The organism is Thalassotalea sp. 1_MG-2023 (assembly GCF_030546745.1).
Taxonomy (GTDB): Bacteria; Pseudomonadota; Gammaproteobacteria; order Enterobacterales; family Alteromonadaceae; genus Thalassotalea_C.
This window is the reverse complement of sequence record NZ_JAUOPD010000001.1, coordinates 292,071-311,396: the sequence shown is the minus strand read 5'-3', so window position 1 is coordinate 311,396 and position 19,326 is coordinate 292,071. Positions and strand designations below refer to the sequence as shown.

16 protein-coding genes are annotated in these 19,326 nt (G+C 39.0%); 1 reads left to right on the top strand and 15 read right to left on the bottom strand.

Features of this window, described 5'->3' with window-relative positions:
- Positions 1 to 218: 218 nt before the first annotated feature.
- The 12 genes from Q4489_RS01325 to Q4489_RS01270 all read right to left on the bottom strand — a co-directional run bounded on the left by Q4489_RS01325 (position 219) and on the right by Q4489_RS01270 (position 12,718).
- Complete coding sequence (locus Q4489_RS01325; protein ID WP_303476078.1) at positions 219 to 968, bottom strand: hypothetical protein; 750 nt, start codon at positions 966 to 968, stop codon at positions 219 to 221.
- A 144-nt stretch (positions 969 to 1,112) separates the two neighbouring features.
- Entirely contained in the window at positions 1,113 to 2,408 is a 1,296-nt protein-coding gene (locus Q4489_RS01320; protein ID WP_303476076.1) for an adenylosuccinate synthase, read from the bottom strand.
- Positions 2,409 to 2,545: 137 nt separating this feature from the next.
- Positions 2,546 to 2,734, bottom strand: a complete 189-nt coding sequence (locus Q4489_RS01315) for a DUF2065 domain-containing protein (RefSeq protein ID WP_303476072.1) — start codon at positions 2,732 to 2,734, stop codon at positions 2,546 to 2,548.
- A gap of 70 nt (positions 2,735 to 2,804) precedes the next feature.
- Complete coding sequence (gene hflC, locus Q4489_RS01310; RefSeq protein WP_303476069.1) at positions 2,805 to 3,686, bottom strand: protease modulator HflC; 882 nt, start codon at positions 3,684 to 3,686, stop codon at positions 2,805 to 2,807.
- A 3-nt stretch (positions 3,687 to 3,689) separates the two neighbouring features.
- Positions 3,690 to 4,835 carry an FtsH protease activity modulator HflK gene (gene hflK / locus Q4489_RS01305; protein WP_303476067.1) on the bottom strand — a complete coding sequence of 382 codons (1,146 nt, stop codon included), beginning with the start codon at positions 4,833 to 4,835 and terminating at the stop codon, positions 3,690 to 3,692.
- A gap of 75 nt (positions 4,836 to 4,910) precedes the next feature.
- Positions 4,911 to 6,197 carry a ribosome rescue GTPase HflX gene (hflX, locus tag Q4489_RS01300; protein ID WP_303476063.1) on the bottom strand — a complete coding sequence of 429 codons (1,287 nt, stop codon included), beginning with the start codon at positions 6,195 to 6,197 and terminating at the stop codon, positions 4,911 to 4,913.
- Between the two features lie 33 nt (positions 6,198 to 6,230).
- Positions 6,231 to 6,494: an RNA chaperone Hfq gene (gene hfq, locus Q4489_RS01295; RefSeq protein WP_074497932.1), complete on the bottom strand. Its 264-nt coding sequence runs from the start codon at positions 6,492 to 6,494 to the stop codon at positions 6,231 to 6,233.
- 128 nt (positions 6,495 to 6,622) lie between these two features.
- The gene (gene miaA / locus Q4489_RS01290) at positions 6,623 to 7,561 is read right to left on the bottom strand and encodes a tRNA (adenosine(37)-N6)-dimethylallyltransferase MiaA (RefSeq protein WP_303476061.1); all 939 of its coding nucleotides are present in this window, start codon (positions 7,559 to 7,561) and stop codon (positions 6,623 to 6,625) included.
- A gap of 7 nt (positions 7,562 to 7,568) precedes the next feature.
- Positions 7,569 to 9,371 carry a DNA mismatch repair endonuclease MutL gene (mutL, locus tag Q4489_RS01285; RefSeq protein WP_303476059.1) on the bottom strand — a complete coding sequence of 601 codons (1,803 nt, stop codon included), beginning with the start codon at positions 9,369 to 9,371 and terminating at the stop codon, positions 7,569 to 7,571.
- A gap of 3 nt (positions 9,372 to 9,374) precedes the next feature.
- Positions 9,375 to 10,694, bottom strand: coding sequence for an N-acetylmuramoyl-L-alanine amidase (locus Q4489_RS01280; protein ID WP_303476057.1), 1,320 nt, complete (start codon positions 10,692 to 10,694; stop codon positions 9,375 to 9,377).
- A gap of 16 nt (positions 10,695 to 10,710) precedes the next feature.
- Positions 10,711 to 11,193, bottom strand: coding sequence for a tRNA (adenosine(37)-N6)-threonylcarbamoyltransferase complex ATPase subunit type 1 TsaE (tsaE, locus tag Q4489_RS01275; protein WP_303476055.1), 483 nt, complete (start codon positions 11,191 to 11,193; stop codon positions 10,711 to 10,713).
- A 7-nt stretch (positions 11,194 to 11,200) separates the two neighbouring features.
- Complete coding sequence (locus Q4489_RS01270) at positions 11,201 to 12,718, bottom strand: NAD(P)H-hydrate dehydratase (RefSeq protein ID WP_303476052.1); 1,518 nt, start codon at positions 12,716 to 12,718, stop codon at positions 11,201 to 11,203.
- A gap of 17 nt (positions 12,719 to 12,735) precedes the next feature.
- On the opposite strand from Q4489_RS01270, the gene queG reads away from it, so the two are divergent.
- Positions 12,736 to 13,893 (top strand): tRNA epoxyqueuosine(34) reductase QueG, encoded by a 1,158-nt coding sequence (gene queG, locus Q4489_RS01265; protein WP_303476049.1) that lies wholly within the window; start codon positions 12,736 to 12,738, stop codon positions 13,891 to 13,893.
- A 7-nt stretch (positions 13,894 to 13,900) separates the two neighbouring features.
- Here queG and Q4489_RS01260 read toward each other — a convergent pair whose 3' ends face one another.
- Genes Q4489_RS01260 through Q4489_RS01250 form a run of 3 tightly spaced genes read right to left on the bottom strand, consistent with a single transcriptional unit; the run spans position 13,901 to position 19,310 of the window.
- Complete coding sequence (locus tag Q4489_RS01260) at positions 13,901 to 15,586, bottom strand: response regulator (protein ID WP_303476047.1); 1,686 nt, start codon at positions 15,584 to 15,586, stop codon at positions 13,901 to 13,903.
- Between the two features lie 8 nt (positions 15,587 to 15,594).
- Complete coding sequence (locus tag Q4489_RS01255) at positions 15,595 to 15,792, bottom strand: DUF1289 domain-containing protein (protein ID WP_303476136.1); 198 nt, start codon at positions 15,790 to 15,792, stop codon at positions 15,595 to 15,597.
- Between the two features lie 5 nt (positions 15,793 to 15,797).
- Positions 15,798 to 19,310 carry a hypothetical protein gene (locus Q4489_RS01250; protein WP_303476044.1) on the bottom strand — a complete coding sequence of 1,171 codons (3,513 nt, stop codon included), beginning with the start codon at positions 19,308 to 19,310 and terminating at the stop codon, positions 15,798 to 15,800.
- Between the last annotated feature and the right edge of the window lie 16 nt (positions 19,311 to 19,326).

Here is a 19,326-nt window from a genome sequence, read left to right as displayed (position 1 = left end):
TCAATATCTTAACGTTGAATAATGTTGTTATTTTTCGTTCAAAAATCAAAAAAATGAATTTAAACGGGGTAAAATTGTCATTTAAGGTTCGTTAACCAATTTAAACTCGTAATTTTTTAACATTTACATTCGGTAGTATCACAGTTGTTTTTACGTGGGTATGCTTTATTCTCGCTATATTAAAAAGGAAAAGAATATAAGAAAGTTGAATGGCTAGGCTATTTGTTCTGCTCATTTTTTTTATATGCGCTAATATCATCGATATGATACTTTTTCTTGAGCTTTTCTAACAAAGCCTGATTATTCAAGAGGAATTGATCAAACTCTTTTAATACTTCAGGATAATGAATTGTAGACAGGTGATAACTATATACTTCGTGAGGCAGACTCTCATCAATCACTAGTGCTCCTTCTTTATTTAACAAACGTAAATGATGCTTAACCACCGCAGGTTCTATGTTCAACGCATCTACATAACCATGCGCAGCTTGTTTAACAATATTTAACGTAGATGGGCTTTCAACAACTTCAGTATTACCCTTTTCGATTAAATCTAACCACAAGGTTGGATGAAAGCCAAATATGGTGCCTAATTGTTTAATTTCTTCACGTTTACGGCCTAATTTCTCTACTGGCACTATCGCTGCAGCTAACAGTTCAACAGTAGGTAAACTAAATTTTAAAAGCGGATAATAACTTCGGCCGCTTGTCCAACGTCTATTGTCTGGGTATTTAAAATCAATCGCATTTTCTTTATACCAGAAGTTCGTGCGCTTAACTGGCAGGGCTATATAGGTAAAGGTATAACCTTTAGACTTTGCAAACGCATCAAGAAGATCTTTAGTATGGCTGGGGTTAGGAAAGTCATACAAAGGGTAGAAAGAAGTGTTTTGAACCCCAACCGTAAACTCTTTCGCCGTTAAAGGTAATAACAGCATTAAAAAAAATATTATCGATATCGCTTTCATTCACTACCCTCACCTCTTAGATCTAGTATAGAACAAAAACAATTGAATGTGCGTGAAGGCAATTTATAAAGTGAACAATCATGATAAACACCATATAAAAAAACCACCAAAATGGTGGTTTTTAAAATGATAAAACGCATTCGTTTATTTGAACGGATTCACTTTTATAATAGTTTCAACACGATCAGGTCCTGTTGAGATTATATCTACTGGAACACCTGTTATATCTTCAATGCGCTTAATGTAAGCCTTTGCATTTGCGGGTAACGCATCATAGCTAGTTACCCCAACGGTAGAATCATCCCAACCCGGCATTTCTTCATATATTGGCGTAACGTTTTCGTAACCTTCAGCTGCCGTAGGTGATACAGTGATCACTTCGCCGTTCTCAAGCTGATAACCAGTACATATTTTTAACGTTTTTAAGCCGTCTAACACGTCTAATTTGGTCAAACAAAAACCACTTATTGAGTTTATTTGTACTGCACGATGCATAGCAACAGCATCAAACCAACCACAACGGCGCTCACGCCCTGTAGTTGCTCCAAACTCATGACCAACCGTACCTAAATGATGACCTATTTCGTCAGCTAGTTCTGTTGGGAATGGGCCTGAACCTACACGTGTTGTATAGGCTTTGGTAATACCAAGAACATAATCAAGATAACGTGGTCCAAAACCACAACCTGTAGCAACACCACCAACGGTAGTATTTGACGAAGTTACGTAAGGGTAAGTACCATGATCGATATCAAGTAACGTGCCTTGGGCACCTTCAAACATGATTGAATCACCATTTTTACGTGCTTGATCAAGTAATTCTGGTATATCTGCAATCATACCCTTGATCACCTCACCAACTTCAAGTGCGTCTGCTAGCACTTGTTCAAAGTCAACAGGCTCTACTTTGTAATAATGAACTAAAGAGAAATTATGGTATTCAACAATTTCTTTAAGCTTAGCTGCGAAAGTTTCAGCGTTTAATAAGTCGCCTACACGTAAACCGCGACGCGCAACTTTATCTTCATAAGCGGGGCCAATACCACGACCAGTAGTACCAATAGCTTTGTTACCACGTGCTTTTTCTCGCGCAGCATCTAATGCATTGTGGTAAGGAAGAATAAGTGGACAAGCATCACTAATTAAAAGACGTTCGCGTACAGGTACGCCGCGTTCTTCTAACATGTTCATTTCTGTCATTAAGGCTTTTGGACAAAGCACAACACCATTACCAATCAAACACTTTACATTTTCACGTAGAACACCAGAAGGGATAAGATGAAGTACGGTTTTTTCACCGTTAATCACCAAAGTGTGACCTGCATTGTGCCCACCTTGATAGCGCACCACATATTTAGCTTTATCAGTAAGTAAATCTACAACCTTACCTTTACCTTCGTCACCCCATTGAGTGCCGAGAACAACGACGTTTTTACCCATATTCACATATTGGAAAGAAAATTAGGCGGGGATTCTACCAAAAACCCTAATTGAGGCCAAGGAATTATTTGGTGGTTTTTAATACGATTTTAAAATTTAAAAGAATCAGAGTTACTTATCAGCAAGATTCTTTTATTTTAATAAAACAACCATAAGACAAAACAACCGATTAAAGCGACAATTATTCCCATCGTACGGATGTTCGTGGGACTTTCTTGTGTTATTTTCAACACATAATTCCGCCACTTATTTGGGAACAAGGCTGGTATCAGCCCCTCAATTATTAATGCAAGGCCAAACGCCGTTAGCAATAATTCAACAGTCATTATATTCCTTATAATAAAAAGGCCATGATCATTAAACTGAGCATGGCCTTACAACTTTAACGTTAACAAATTACTTTGATTTAGCTGTATTCTTCAAATAACGGAAGAAGTCACTATCAGGTTTCACAACCATGATATCGTTTTTACTATTAAAGCTGTTTTCATATGCTTCTAAACTTCTTACAAAGCTATAAAATTCGGCATCTTCTTTAAAAGCATCCGCATACACTTTTGCCGCTAATGCGTCACCTTCACCACGAATTTCAAACGCTTCTTTTTGCGCGTTAGCTAACATAACCGTTACTTTTGCATCAATTGTGGCTCGAATAATCTCTGCCTGCTCTTGACCTTTTGAACGATGTTCTTTTGCTACTGCGGTACGTTCAGCACGCATTCGATCGTAAATTGAATTACTTACTTCTGTCGGCAAGTTAATGGCTTTAACTCGCACATCAATAACATCAATACCTAAGTCTTCACGACTACTTTCAGCGCTTTCTAGCGCTTTTTTCATGATAGTGTCACGATCGCCAGAAACTATTTCTTTAATGGTGCGGGAACCAAATTCAGTACGTAAGCCATTATTAATTTTCTGTTTCAGTAATGCTCTAGCATTTTCTATAGAGCCTGAAGTACGTAAGTAATACGTTGAGAAATCAACAATGCGCCACTTCGCGTATGAATCAACCATTAAATCTTTTTTCTCTGATGTAACAAAGCGATCAGGTTCTTCATCTAACGTTTGGATACGCGCATCCATCTTACGAACAGATTCAATAAACGGTATTTTAAAATGTAACCCTGGCTCATAAACCATCATTTGGCCGGCATCGTCACGTTTAATTTTTGAAAATTGAAACACAATGCCACGCTGACCTTCGAATACAACAAAGACAGCAGAAACTGCTAGCACCAACAGGGCGGCAATAAGGGCAATAATAAAGTTTTTCATTGCTTAATTTCTCCCATTGTTGAAGCGATCAGCACGACCTGAAGTAGACGGCGCTGAGTTCTTAGAGGAATGTGGTGTTGTCACAGGTTGACTCGACTGATTATTCACTCTTGGTGAATTCGCTGATTGCTGTTGAATAATTTTATCGAGCGGCAAGTACATCATGTTATTACCACCATCAACGTCGACCATAACCTTACTGGTATTGCTGTAAACCTTTTCCATCGTAGTTAAATATAAGCGTTGACGCGTAACTTCTGGTGCGGCTTTATATTCAGGCAACAATTTTGAAAAACGAGCAACCGAACCTTCAGCATCTAATACGGTTTGCTCCTTATAGGCTAACGCTTCTTGTTCCATTCTCTTAACACGGCCACGAGCACGTGGCTCTATACCACGAGCATATGCTTCAGCTTCTCGTAAAAACCTAACCTCATCTTCTTGAGCTGCAATAGCATCATCAAATGCATCTTTTACTTCTTCTGGAGGACGAGCATCTTTAAAGTTAACATCAACAATTAAAATACCTAAATTGTAGGGTTCAATCACTTTTTCTAATTCTGTCCAAACCGCTTGACGCACAATTTCACGCCCACTTGTTAGCACATCATCCATGATTGAATGACCAACAACATAGCGTAATGCACTATCTAATGATTGGCTTAAGCTATCATCAGCATTGGTTACGCTAAATACATAGTTACGTGGGTCAACAACACGGTATTGAATTTGCATTTCAACACGTACTACGTTTTCATCTTGCGTTAGCATAAACCCTGACGCTGGAAGATCTCGTGTTGTTTGAATATCAACAGGGATCACTCGTTCAACGAATGTCCACTTCCAACGTAAGCCTGGCTCTACTGTGCCAGCATACTGACCAAATCTTAGTACGATACCTTTTTCAGCTTCTTTGATGGTATAAAAACCACTAAACGCGTACACAAGTACTGAAACAATGATGGCCAGCGCTAAGCCGATTGATGAGAAGCTTTTACCGCTACCACCAGAAGACTTGCCGCCAAATACACCACCAAACTTATTACCTAAATCTTTGATTAAATCATCTAGATCCGGTGGTCCTTGGTTTTTACCACCTTTATTTTTCCAGGGGTCTTTATCATCTTTCCCTGGTTCGTTCCAAGCCATAACGCTCTCCGCTATTAATACTCTATGCCTATAAATGACATATTAAGTCAAGAATTGCTCTAATATATCAGTCTGTTAACTTTCGATAAAGCGTTCTATGTGCACTTCATCTTGTTTTCTTAATTTATTCCACTCTTGTTCCGGTAATTTTACCTCTATTAAACAATTACCTTGTTCATCATATGACTCTCGTTCAATGCAGTTTAAATCATATAATTCACCGCGTAATTTACCGTATGCTGGTGGTATTTTTAAACTAAATTTAACGATTTTACGAGCCATACGCTCGCTTAATGCCATGAATAATAAATCAATGCCAATACCCGCTTGCGCAGATAACCAAACACGAATTGGTAACCCTGATTCATCACGATCTATTCTAGGCTCACCATCTTCGAGCATATCAATTTTGTTGCAAATTAACAGCTGAGGTACATCACCAGCGTCTATTTCATCAAGAACAGCTTGTACCTGTTCAATATTTTCTGAACGTCGTTCATCTGCAATATCAATAACATGAAGCAGTATTTCAGCCTCACGTGTTTCAGTTAATGTCGCTTTAAATGCAGCCACTAAGTCGTGAGGTAAATGGCGAATAAAGCCAACCGTGTCTGCTAATATAACCCGGCCAACATCTTCTACCTCAATTTTTCGTAACGTTGGATCTAAAGTCGCGAACAGTTGATCGGCAGCATAAACTCCCGCTTGGGTAATGCGATTAAACAAGGTTGACTTACCTGCATTGGTATATCCAACTAACGACACCGTTGGAATTTCCGCTCTATTCCGAGCCCTTCTACCTTGCTGGCGTTGTTTTTCAACTTTTTCTAAACGCTTACGAATGTTTGTCATTCTTTCTCGAAGCAAGCGTCTATCAGTTTCTAATTGAGTTTCACCAGGTCCTCGAAGACCAATTCCCCCTTTTTGACGCTCTAAATGCGTCCACCCTCTGATTAGTCGCGTACTTATATGTTTAAGCTGAGCAAGCTCAACTTGCAACTTACCTTCATGCGTACGAGCACGTTGGGCAAAAATATCGAGTATTAAGGTTGTACGATCAACTACACGACACTTACATAATGCTTCAACATTCTTTTCTTGAGATGGGGATAAACTGTGATTAAAGAGTACGACATTTGCTTGATAACATGTCACTGCTTCAGCGATTTCTTCCGCTTTACCACTCCCTACAAAGAATTTTGGGTGCGGTGTAACGCGCTTACCTGTTACAACAGCAAGCGATTCTATGCCAGCGGAGCCTACAAGCATTTCAAACTCTTGTAAGTCTTCGCGGGCATTTTCGTCTGGAAAATCTACATGAACAAGTATCGCTTGTTCACCTGCTTGATAACGATCAAACAAATGAACAACTCCGAACAATACGAGTTACTGCCATTAATCTTCGTTTTCCACTGATTGATTAAAACCAGTTTGACTAGCTTGTGGTGCGGTATTTACTGCACGAGCTGGTACAACCGTAGAAATGGCATGTTTATAGACCATTTGACTTACGGTGTTTTTTAATAAAATAACAAATTGATCAAATGATTCTACTTGTCCTTGTAGTTTGATGCCATTCACTAAGTATATTGCTACTGGAATGCGATCACGACGTAACGCATTTAAAAATGGGTCTTGTAAAGATTGCCCCTTTGCCATTATTTGGCCCCTTTTGTTATTGTTGTCAAAATCAACGAGTAATACTCACTCAAAATTTAATATTTAAGCAGATAGTCAAAAGAGTAATTTAATCAATACTATCTGCAAAACTAATTATACATCAATGTTTACACTTTGCTTACTGCGTTTAAAATTTCTTGAAGATTGTTTTTATTCTCCATCGCTAACCAAGTAAGTGTTGGCCAGTTACGTAACCATGTTAACTGACGTTTTGCTAATTGCCTAGTGGCACATATACCTTTAAAAACCATTTCTTCATGACTACATTCACCCTGTAAATATTGCCACATTTGACGATAACCAACACAACGAATAGAAGGCAGGTTTTCATGTAAATCGCCACGTTCCTTTAATTTAACGACCTCTTGCTCAAAACCTTGAGCAATCATTTGCTCAAACCTCAGTTCAATTCGAGCGTGTAAATCTTTACGTTCTTTCGGTGCAATCGCAAATTGTAAAACATTACCGGTTAGTCTCTCACCTTTTATTGCGGTTAATTGTGTCAAAGTGTTACCGGTAATGCGAAATACTTCTAATGCTCTTGTTAAGCGTTGCGGATCGTTCGGATGAATACGCTGCGCAGATTGCGGATCAACCTTTGCTAATTCATCATGTAACCCTTGCCAACCTATAACATCTGCTTGTTTTTCAATCTCAGCTCTAATTTTGGCATTTGCTTCAGGTAATGGCGAAATACCATCAATTAAGCTTTTAAAGTACATCATAGTACCGCCAACCAAAATTGGTATACGACCTTTGGCGCGTATTTCAGCAATTTCTGTTAACGCGTCTTGGCAAAACTCAGCAGCAGAGTAACTTTCACTCGCATCTTTAATATCGATTAATCGATGCGGATAACTCGCTTGCTCAGCTAATGTTGGCTTTGCCGTTCCAATGTCCATATCCTTGTATACTAGCGCAGAATCTACACTGATGATGTCACAAGGTAATGCATCATAAAGTTCAAATGCTAATGCTGTTTTTCCTGAAGCCGTCGGCCCCATTAAACAAATAACTGGCGGCAGCTCATTAAACGTAGATGACATATAAGAACTAATTGGCCTGCTGTAATTGCTGTATAGCTGATGTAAGGTCTATCGGTAGTGTTTTCAAGACTTGCTGTTGTTTATTTTTTTCCGGAAAATAGTGTTCGAACTCTTGCAGCAACTTGTTAATGTCTGCTGCTTGAAAGCTTGATGGTATTGCAACTTCTGCAAATGCTTGTTGCCAGAATATTTCACTCGTTAAATCAAGTTCACTCGCACTAAGAGTTTCTATTAACGCCAAGTAACAATAGCTAACGTCTACATGTCGTAACATTGCCGGAAACTGCCTTATTTTTACCGCCTTATCGCCAATAAGCTCAACCACTATGCCTAACTGCTCAAGTTTTTCTTGATGGTTGTTCACAATGCTTCTATGTGTCTCATCAGCGTTCACCTTCACGGGTAATAGCAAAGGTTGACTCGTGATACCTTTTGGCCATTGTGACGACACTTTTTCTTGCAGAATTTTCTTAGCTAGCTGTTTTAGACAGCAGAATTGAACTTGTTGCTGATCATCAACAAACAGTCCATAGTGCGGTGCGACAAATAACCAATTTTTTGTCGTCGCTTCTAAAAGTTGCTGGGGTTGCTCAGTCACTGGCGTCATTAGTTGTTGATAATTTTCAGCTGCATTTAAAGGCACTTGCGACGAAAACGGCTTTTGGCTGGTTGCTCTGTGGCTAGATATCGAGCCTGAGGACCTCAAGGGAGCGATATAATCCTGACTCTTTTCTGCAGCTTCTCTGATAGCGGTAGGCTGTTCTATGTTTTGATATGACGACATTGCTTCAGAGGGCTGTTCTATCAGTTCTGTCTGTTCAGTAAGTGCTTGATGGCAAGCTGCGTAAATAAAATCGTGAATATAGCGACCTTGATGAAACCTCACTTCATGCTTTGCAGGGTGCACATTTACATCCACTTCTCGTACATTTAACCTAAGAAATAACACAAAGGCTGGATATGTTTCCGCAGGTAACAACTCTTGATAGGCCTGCCTTATCGCATGATTAATTAATTTATCACGCATCATGCGGCCATTAACATAGCTATAGCATAAGTCATTTTGATTGCGATGAAAGCTAGGTTTGGTTAGCCACCCCGTTAACGACACTCCACTATGCTGACAGTTAATTTCAAGCGCATGGTCAATAAATGCTTGTCCACACACTTGTGCAACACGTTTACTTCGCTTTGTGTCGGTGTCAGCAAGGCGATATTGTTTAATCACTTTATGGTTATGGGTCAACGTTATTGCGACATCGAAACGTGCAAGCGCAATTCTTTTTACCACTTCTTCAATATGGCTAAATTCTGTTTTTTCTGTCCGAAGAAATTTTCGTCGTGCTGGGGTATTAAAAAATAAATCGACTACATCAATAGTTGTGCCGTTACCATGAGCTGCCGGCTGCACTGTCACTTCCATGTCTCGACCTTCAGCATGTGCTTGCCATGCTTCTGGTTGTTCAGCGGGCTTTGATGTTAATGATAACCGCGCAACAGAACTTATACTGGCTAACGCTTCACCTCTAAAACCCAATGAAGCGATACCTTCTAGGTCGGTTAATGCTTTGATTTTACTCGTCGCATGACGACTTAATGCTAAGGTAAGTTCTTGTTTAGCAATGCCACAGCCGTTATCAGAAATACGGATGCGTTTTGCTCCACCTTTTTCAATGTCTATTTTTATTGCTGTTGCACCGGCATCTAAACTGTTTTCAACCAACTCTTTAACCACTGATGCAGGGCGTTCAACCACTTCACCCGCTGCTATTTGGTTAGCAAGTTGAGCGGGTAATATTTCAATTGTCATACATTAATCTGCGCGAGGAATTTTTAAGGTTTGTCCAATACGAACAACATTTGACGTAAGCTTATTCACTGATTTTAGTTTTTTAACTGACACATTATATTTGTGTGCCACTACTGATAACGATTCTCCCCTTGCGATTTTGTGTTTACGATGGCCGATTGAAGCGTAATACGTACCATCTGGCGCGTTAGCAGCAAAATAATTATCTATTGAAGTATAAATTGCCTGGGCAAGTTTTTGTTGGTGCTGAGTAGAGCGTAATCGTTTTTCTTCTGCATGGTTGGAAATAAAACCGGTTTCAATTAGTACGCTTGGGATATCAGAAGACTTTAATACTGCTAAGCTTAACCCTTCTGGTCTCTTTTTATGTAATTTGGTGATTTTACCTAACTCTCGTAATACATATTCTGCAAAAGCATAGCTACTTGCCATTGTGTATTCTTTTTTCATATCAGCGAGCGTAAGTGCAAGGTTGTGATCTTTCGTTTTTTTAATCGTATCGCCTGCACCACCTAATAATTCAGACTCTTTCTGGCGATTAGCAATCCAGCGAGTAAATTCAGAGTTAGCTCTTCGGCTTGACTGGACAAGTACCGATGCACCATGAGGCTGTGGCGATGTGAATGCGTCAGCATGAATAGACACTAATAAATCAGCTTTATTTTCTCGTGCGATTACCGTTTTACGGTTGTGGTTCACATAATAATCGCCTGTTCTTACCATCACAGCAGACAAGCCTTTTTGTCGATTTAGTAATGCGGCGAGCTTTTTTGATATGTTAAGTGTTACATGTTTTTCATATGTGCCTTTAGCACCGATTGAACCAGGATCTTCGCCACCGTGTCCTGCGACGATCGCGATCACAATATCACGGTTCCCTTGAGAAATAGGGTTTGCTTGCTGTACCACTCGATTTTGATCAAACAAGTCAACGACTAAGCGATCGCCATATTGACCCGCTGGCGGCAAGGCAAAGATATCAAGCTTAAATGCTTCGCTTAATTCTAATACTAAGCGAGTTGAGTGTTTATTTTTTGGCGTTGATGTGCGAATTTTCCGAATTCGCTTATCGTTATTTAATACATTAACCAAGTTCGCAATGTTTCGCGTATCATTAAAATCAATCACTAAACGTTGCGGATTTTTTAACGAAAAATAGCTATAATCTGGCGTGGATGATAAATCGAATACCACACGCGTGTTTTCTGGTGCGGGCCACACCCGTACACTATCAATGTTATTTTTTGCAACTGATTCACTTGCATAAAACAGGGTGAAAATACTTGCTATAAACCACACTATAGCAACACTTCGTTGCAACATTTTTATTACCTCTTTCTTAGCGCTCACCTAATACTGCCAAAAGTGTTCGCCCTTTGGAAGTATGAGCGGTTAATTCTACTTCTCTTTGTTCATCACAATATTGTAAGGAAATACTAATATCAGCGTTAGGTAACACTCCCTTACCACGATCAGGCCACTCAACAAAACAGCAAGCTTTCTCATCAAAGTAATCACGAATACCCATAAATTCTAACTCTTCAGGATCTGAAAGACGATATAAATCAAAATGGTACGCATGCCATTTCCCTATTTCATAGGGCTCAACTAAAGTATATGTTGGGCTCTTAACCTTACCTGAATGACCTAACCCCTGCACAAAACCACGGGTTAGTGTTGTTTTTCCTGCACCAAGGTCACCATAGAGATAAGCGACAAAACCACATTTTAATTGGTTCATCACCGCTTCTGCGAATGTGTTGCCTAGTGCAACCGTTGCTTGTTCATCTATCAAGCGTAAATGTAAACTGTTAACTGCCATAAAATATTCACTGATTAAGTAACTGCTGAATAGGTAGAAAAAGATCGCTCGCTAACATACCTATTTTACCCTGCTTTTTTGCAATATCATCTGCCGCTTTACCATGTAGGTACACCGCTAACCGCGTTGCTTCAATTGGATTTGATATTTGCATTAATAATGCCGCTATTATACCGGATAAAACATCGCCCATGCCACCAGAGGCCATCCCTGAATTACCCGATGTATTTATCCAAATTCTCTCACCATCTGAGATCAAAGAGCCTGCACCTTTTAACACACAAATACCACCAAATTTCTTAGCAATTGCTTTTACCGCATCAAAGCGATTTTCTTCTATTTGGCTGATAGTGCAATTCAATAACTTAGCGGCTTCACCTGGATGCGGTGTTAATACCCAATTATCTCGGTAACAGGGTGACTTTGCTAATAGTTGTAATGCATCTGCATCAACCACCAAAGGTCGTTTTTCTTCAAGTATCACCTGAAATAATGCTGACGACCATTCATTTTGCCCTAAGCCCGGTCCAATTAACATTGCTTTTGCTTTTTCAAAAAAATGGCTTTTTATTAATGATTCAGCATCACCTGGAGCAAGCATAAGTTCTGGCCGACCATTTACTACAAATTGATGATTTTTGAAATCGCAACACACAGCAACGAGCGACGCACCTGTGCGTAACGCGGCTTCACTTGCTAACCGGATAGCGCCCGGCATACCAACAGAACCACCAATACAAAGCAGTAACCCCACATGACCTTTGTGACTAGCGTCATTACGTACAGGACAACTGGGAATAGCATTTTGCCCTTGAAGACATATTTGCGAATCAACATTTTGTTGAAAGCACTCATTGAGCGAAAGGGTTGCAAGATAAAGTTGGCCAACAAAGTGAGCAGCTTGGCCGGTCATCAATCCTTGTTTAGCAACAATAAAGGTAACGGTTTCACTTGCACGTATTGCAGTGGTTGCGACGTATCCAGTGGTGGCATTTAACCCAGAAGGTACATCAATACTAACGATTGTAATATTTGTTCCATTGATAAGGTTAATGACTTCCGCAAGTTCAGACTTCAATGCTCCTTGATAACCAATACCAAATAGCGCATCAATAATCAGATCATATTGATTTTCTTTAAAGAAGTTGGACGAAAGCGCTAGCTCACTTTGATAAAGAACCGTAACAGTTGTATTTTGTAAAAAATTAAAAGCTGTTAGCGCGCAGCCTTTAAGCTGTTCAGCTTCTGCGCATAAATAAACAGTCACTTTGTAACCGGCTTCTGCTGCTAGCCTTGCAAGCACAAAACCATCACCACCATTGTTACCCTTACCAGCTAAAATAAATAACTGTGTGTTTTCTGAGTATTGTTCTTGGATGCGCGAGAAAACAGCTTGTCCGGCTTTTTCCATCAAGGCATATAATTCAACTCCTTGATTCTCGGCAACACATTGTTCATTCGCTAACACTTGTGTCGCGCAGTAGGCGCTTTGTGGTAAACTTCTTAGCAAGTTTAATATGGGCATTGATTAACACTCAGTAAATGGATAACTCAACTATCAACTATCTAGAATTAGCCGAAAAAATCAAGTATTGGGGTAAAGAACTTGGCTTTGCCGATGTCGGTTTTAGTGATATTGATCTATCTGAATATCATCATCATTTTGAACAGTGGTTAGATAATCAGTACCATGGTGATATGAGCTACATGGCCAATCATGGCGATATGCGAGCGCATCCCGATAAACTTCACCCTGGCACTATTCGTGTCATCAGTGTTCGAATGGACTATCTTCCCGAAAATGCAAACTTTGCCCGCACATTGAAAAAAAAAGAACACGCTTACGTTAGCCGTTATGCGCTCGGTAGAGATTACCACAAGTTGATGCGCAAACGATTAAAAGCCTTAGGTGAAAAAATAAAGCACTATTGCCATAAGCTCGATTACCGCCCCTTTGTTGATTCAGCACCTTTATTAGAACGCCCATTAGCTGAAAAGGCAGGGTTAGGCTGGGTAGGCAAACATACTCTGCTGATTAATAAACATGCCGGTTCATGGTTTTTTCTCGGCGAGTTATTAGTCAATATTCCGCTACCAATTAGTGAAAAAAAAGAAAATTCATGTGGCTCATGTGTTGCGTGCATTAAAATTTGCCCGACTCAAGCTATTGTAGCGCCTTACGAAGTGGATGCTAGAAGGTGTATTTCATATTTAACTATTGAATTACGAGACACCATTCCCGTTGAATTTAGACCCCTCATTGGTAATCGAATTTATGGCTGTGATGATTGCCAACTGATTTGCCCTTGGAATAAGTTTGCACAACTGTCTCAAGAAACAGATTTTCAAGCAAGACAAGGGTTAGATACTGCAACCTTGCTTGAATTATTTGCATGGGATGAAGAAACTTTTTTATCAACATTGCAAGGCTCTCCAATAAGACGCATAGGCTTTGAATGTTGGCAGCGAAATATTGCGGTGGCCTTAGGCAATAGTGATTTCTCATCTAACGTTATCTCAGCACTACGCGCGAAAAGATCACAGGCAACGGCTATGGTTGCCGAGCATATTGATTGGGCAATCGAACAGCAACAAACTAAACAATCAGAAATAACGATTTCAGTTAAGCAAAACAAACAACATCGCTTACATGCTCGGTTAGTCCGCTCAATAGAAAAAGGGCTACCAAGGGACGCTTAACGATTTTTTAACCCGCTTCTTCGATGTTAACATCTTCTTGAGCATTGGGGTTTCTAAAGAAACGCAGCCAGTTTTCTTTCACTTCTGCCACTACTTCAGCATTTTTCCCTTCTAATTTAGTATTGTCAAAAAGTTTGATGGCTTTATCTGCAAAAGGGTAATCTTCCTCTTTTAATTCTCCAGTTTCCTTCATCGCTATCATGATTTTTAGTAAGCTCGTGGAAAATTTCACACTGTTAGGTGCTAATTGTATCGCCTGCAACACTGATTCTAATGCGGGCGTAAACCTTTTTTTCTGGTAATGCTCAACCGCCATATCATGTAATTGTTTAGGAGTGAAATGGATATCAGCACGTTCTTTGGTTTCTTGTTCGATATACCGGTTAACCACTTGGCTCGTTAGTGACTCACCAGATATTTGATTTTTAATCGCCTCTAACAAAATCATAGCTTCTTCACGCATGCCTAATTCGTGAAAAACTTTCACCTTATCTAGGTTATCTTCAATTTCTGGCGTTGGCCTAAGGGATATTTTATGTTCAACAATGCGTTCTGCACGTTTCTCTTCGTTTTGTGCTTTAAATAAGCGAGCTTGCGCGACCGCTATTTGTTCTTTAAAGTCACTTGCTTCTTTATAATCTTCTTGAACTTGTTGAATATATCTTTCAATCTGATTTAACAGTTTATCTGCACTACCGTCTGTTATCGTTATTGCTAAATCAATACCTGCTCTGATCACATTTAATAATAGCTCAGGCGAATCATGGATAGAGTTTTTCGCATTGGCCACAATACTTTTTGTCGCTTGAAATTGGCCGATATGATCATGATTCAGCCGTGCAAGATCCCATGATTTTTTATTTCGCTCTATGTTTCGTGGCGATAATAATGTGGCTTTTTTGATTTCCTCGTAAGCCGTAGCATACATTTCTTGTTCGATATGATATTGAGCTAACAAATCATGCATTGCAAAACGTGTTTCTGGTTTGTCGGTTAAAGAACTTATCAGTTCATGAATTTCATCAATACGACCTTGTTTTAATAAAGACTTAACGTAACCTAAATATACCCAGCCAAATTTATATTTCGTTAATAATCCTTTAAAAAAGATCTCTGCCTCATGAAACTCCAATAAGCTTAACAAAGCTTCACCACGCATGCGTAGGATATTGGGATGAAGGTGTCGTAATGATTTATTCTTCAAGTGCTGATCAGCAAAATAAATCACTTTTGAAAATTCACGTCTATCAATCGCTTGATATAGGTTAAATAACTTACTTTTAGTTTTTAATGTATTTGATAAGCGCTCTTTAACAACTTTTGGAATTAAGGGCTTAACCCAAAAGTCATCTGGTTGCAGTTCAATAATTGAATTGACTAAACTTTCGCTGGTCTCTGTACTTAAAAAAATTAGCACTGTTCGTTTAGTGACATGACCTTTGAACTTTAATTCTTCTAATAAATGAAAACCGTCTTTGTCACTATTTACATTAAAGGCGCAAACCACAATTTGAAATTGCATTTCGTTGCAAAGTCGCATGCCATAATAAGCATTTTGTGCACACCTAACTTCACGAATGCCAAGTCCATATAAGGTTTTTTTTAATGTATCGTGAATTAAAGTGTTATCATCGATAATTAATACCTTAAGTTCTTCATAACCTACAAAAAAGTCTTTTTCGGCAGTTTCCATTAATTGTGTCACTTATTGGTGTCTTTACTCTTATTACTATGCACCCTTTCAACACATCTGTCCAAAATTTGGTATTTCTGTGCATCAGAAAAGTTTCGCCAGCCGACAATTTCATCAACATGTCGGCCACACCCGATACAAACATCATGATTGTCTAGACAGCAGTTTCGAATGCAAGGGCTTAAGGTTTTACTATCAATTTTCATGGTATTTAAATCGCTTGGCAAAAGTCATGCAATGCTTGATGTTGTGTTATCACTGTTTGCAAAGCCTCGTGAATTTCGGCGCTATGGCCAACAGCAACTGCTTGAGCTAATGTGTTAGCACTACTGTATAACTGTTCTGCGGCTACTATTTTGCTGCTATTGATCAAGATTGATAACGGTTCATTTAGTGAGGTGATATTATTATTTTTCAATGCTGAACTTATCGTCAATATAGCTTCAGAGATGTCTTGCAAATAATCCTCTAGCATAAATACAGCTAACTCTGGCGAACCTTGATTTTCAGCATACTTGCTCAAATCAAATGGTGTTTGATGTGCTAAATGACGAGTTGGCTCAATTTCAGTCGTTCGAATAGGTTTTTCCGGTTTACTTATCTCTTTCTTTTTACTTAATACTAACTTATCTACTTGCTTATGCTTAGGTTCAATAAGCTCAAGTGGCGGTAAAGGCGATAGCCACGGCGCTAACTGCGCTAGTAATTCCTCTAATTTATCAATAGGTGCTAGCGTTCCTACTTGCCAATGTAAAAAATCTTCAGGCCTGTCAATATTCAGTGTTGTTGAGTCAAGATGAAAAACTCCCCTGTTTAGTTTTCGTCCTGCTGATAGTTCGACAAAAGGCGATTGAGTAAAGTCTGTCAATAACAAGGTAAATCGTCCCGTCTGCCAATAATTGATAGCCTGATGTGTTTCACAAACGGTCGTTACTTTTACACCAGCCCATTGCAACAGTGTTATCAACGGTGCTAGATACGCTATGCGAGCACTTGCTAACAACACTTGAACTTTCGATGCTCGATAATGATAGTGATTAAAGACTTTCCTAGAAAGAAGTTGGTTATGCATATCCGAGCGATGCAATAATCCAGACAAACTCGTCAGCAATTGTACATTTGATATAGCGTTATCACTTAACGAGCAAAGCCCAGTTCGCGTTAAATAACTCCCTGAAAACCCTTGTATAAGCTGTAATTTGGGCGCAATTTTGTCAGGTAAGCCATTAAAGTGATTAGTAACCAGTTCAAGATCTTTCTGGCTTAACTCTGATGTTATTATTAACACAGCGTCAGCATGCTTTTTCAGATGGTTTACATGAAGCGTATCACGTACTTGTGATGCTTTTGAAAACACTTCAACTTTCCCTTGATTGTCTATGACAGTATTGTTAATAAATGACGTTAAGTATGGATCAGTTGATAATAAATATAGTTGCTGCTGTTTAAGATATACTTCTTTAGCAGGTTTTTCACGATGACTCGCTACTGCAAGAGGTAAATCAAAACTTAACTTGAATCCATGTTCAAGTTGCGAAATTCGAATGTCTTTAATGTGTAATTTACGGCAAAGCGCCTGCAGATAAGGTATAACAATTGGCGTATTAGCCGTCACCTTATCGTCGTTAAGTAAAGCAACAATCGTCGGAATTGAAAGCTGATTTGTATGATGTTTAACCTGGTAATCAACAGTTAACACTTGTTGACCAGGGTTTACGTCTTTTACGTTTATCGACAATAACAACACAGCTGATATTTGCTCTTGCAGAACAAGTTTGCCAATAGTGAGTAAGAAATCATTGGCATAAGGCTGGCTTATAGTCGCTTGTTCTGCAATTTGATCGTTTAGGGATAAAAACACACGATTGGTTTTAGATTTTTGCTCAAGCGCAATGTTATTGATAACAGAGTGCGTAAAGTTGCTGAAATTAACCTCTGCTGTATATTCAGGAATTCGTTTACTGCTGGCACCTAAAAATAACGCCTGATGACACCAAGTAATCGTTTCTTGGAGACGTCGATATAGCTGCTGGTAATGATCTTCATAACTTTTAGCTGTATTTTGCGTGCTTAATAAGGCGCGTGTGATTGTTAATTGCAACTCTGATAGTTGTGTTTGATGTTGATGTTGTAACGAGTGTATCTCAGTTTTGGCATCATTAAGTTGTTGTTCTAAAGCATGTTGTAAGTTGATGTAGACCTGTCTATCTTGTACCAAAACCCGCCACTGGTCTTTAAGATAGAGCATAGTAAAGCTAAAACTTGCTCCCCATTTGTTTTCAACAATACACCTTGATACCGTTTGTTGCTTTTTGCTTTGTTTAGCTGTTTTTAATAATACCTTGATCTGTTGATTCGAAAATAATGCTCGCCATATATTATGTTGTGTATTACTACCTTTCGACAATACTTCACTGAGTATGTCAGGCATTTCAGAAGCTTCCTGAGTATAAAAAGCTCCTAAGTGCTCAAGATAGAATGCTTGTTGCTCTTGAAACGATGCTTGCAACTGTTGGTAATCAGATTCATTGTGTAAAGGTTTTTTCAGCTGGGTAATTTCTTCACACACTGTTGCCAGTGATTTTGTGGTTATCTGCTCTTTAATAACCTCACCACCAGAGCTACTTCGCTCTACAACAGATAATAAGTTACTTTCATACTGTTTAAGTTGTCGTTTACTACGGCGTATTTGCACAATTAAGAGCAAATAAAGAACACTAACAACAATAAGTATCGCCAATAAAAAATTGCGATAGTTATATTTGGCATAAGGTGCTAACAATACTGCCAAGTACCCAGGAAACTCAGGTTGAGTAATTGAAGGCAGTCTTACTCGTTGTAATATTTCCAGTGTATTTTGACGTTCTAACCTAACCTGTTCTATGTATTGTTGAGCAATACGTATATGACCCCGCCATTTAGCAACGACATTTTGCTCGCCAAACATCAATAGCTGCAACTCTTGAAGAACAAGAAGTAATTTATTGTTGCTATCGGCCGTCTTCGAATACTCTGTTAACGCAGGCTGCCAATACGTTAATATTTCAGTAAATCGGTTAGTTAGGTAATTAAAATCAACTTGAACACTGCGGATAGATAGTCGCTGAAACATCACTTGTAATTCAACAACACTATTGAGTGTTTTCGTTAATAATGTCATCTCATTCGTCAGATTTAGGTGTGCTTTCGCCCGAGATACCGTGACAGAATCAGAGACTTTATCTTCAGTAATTTGCTGTGCAAGTTTATCCATAGCAAGTTGTTTACTGGTAATTTCTTGATTTAGTTGATCATGTACGAGCTGCAGTTGAATCAATACCGTTTTATGAAGTAATTCGTTTATTTCAGCATGATTAGTGATTGTTCTTGCATGGACACTGAGCTTTTCAAAACGATCTACGATAAGTGAAAACTGTCTTTTCCCCACCGGCGTTAGTTGTCTTAATTGCGCAAGCAGTGATAGTAATTGCTGGTGTTTATCTGTTAGCTGTGTTGCTTCAGTACTTTCAGTGAGCTGTTGAAACAACACCATACTTTGCCAGGTTAAATGATGCAGTGCAGCTTGTTTTTGCAAAGCCGGCACAGCAGAACTATTTACGGCATCGAGCTCTGTCTCCCGCGCGTAAATAAGGTAGAGTAGAAAAAATACCGAAAACAAAAACACCAACGATATCTTGGTGAAATGTGGTGCTAACTGCTTATGAAGTGACGTTTTTGAATCCATGCGTTTATCAACTACC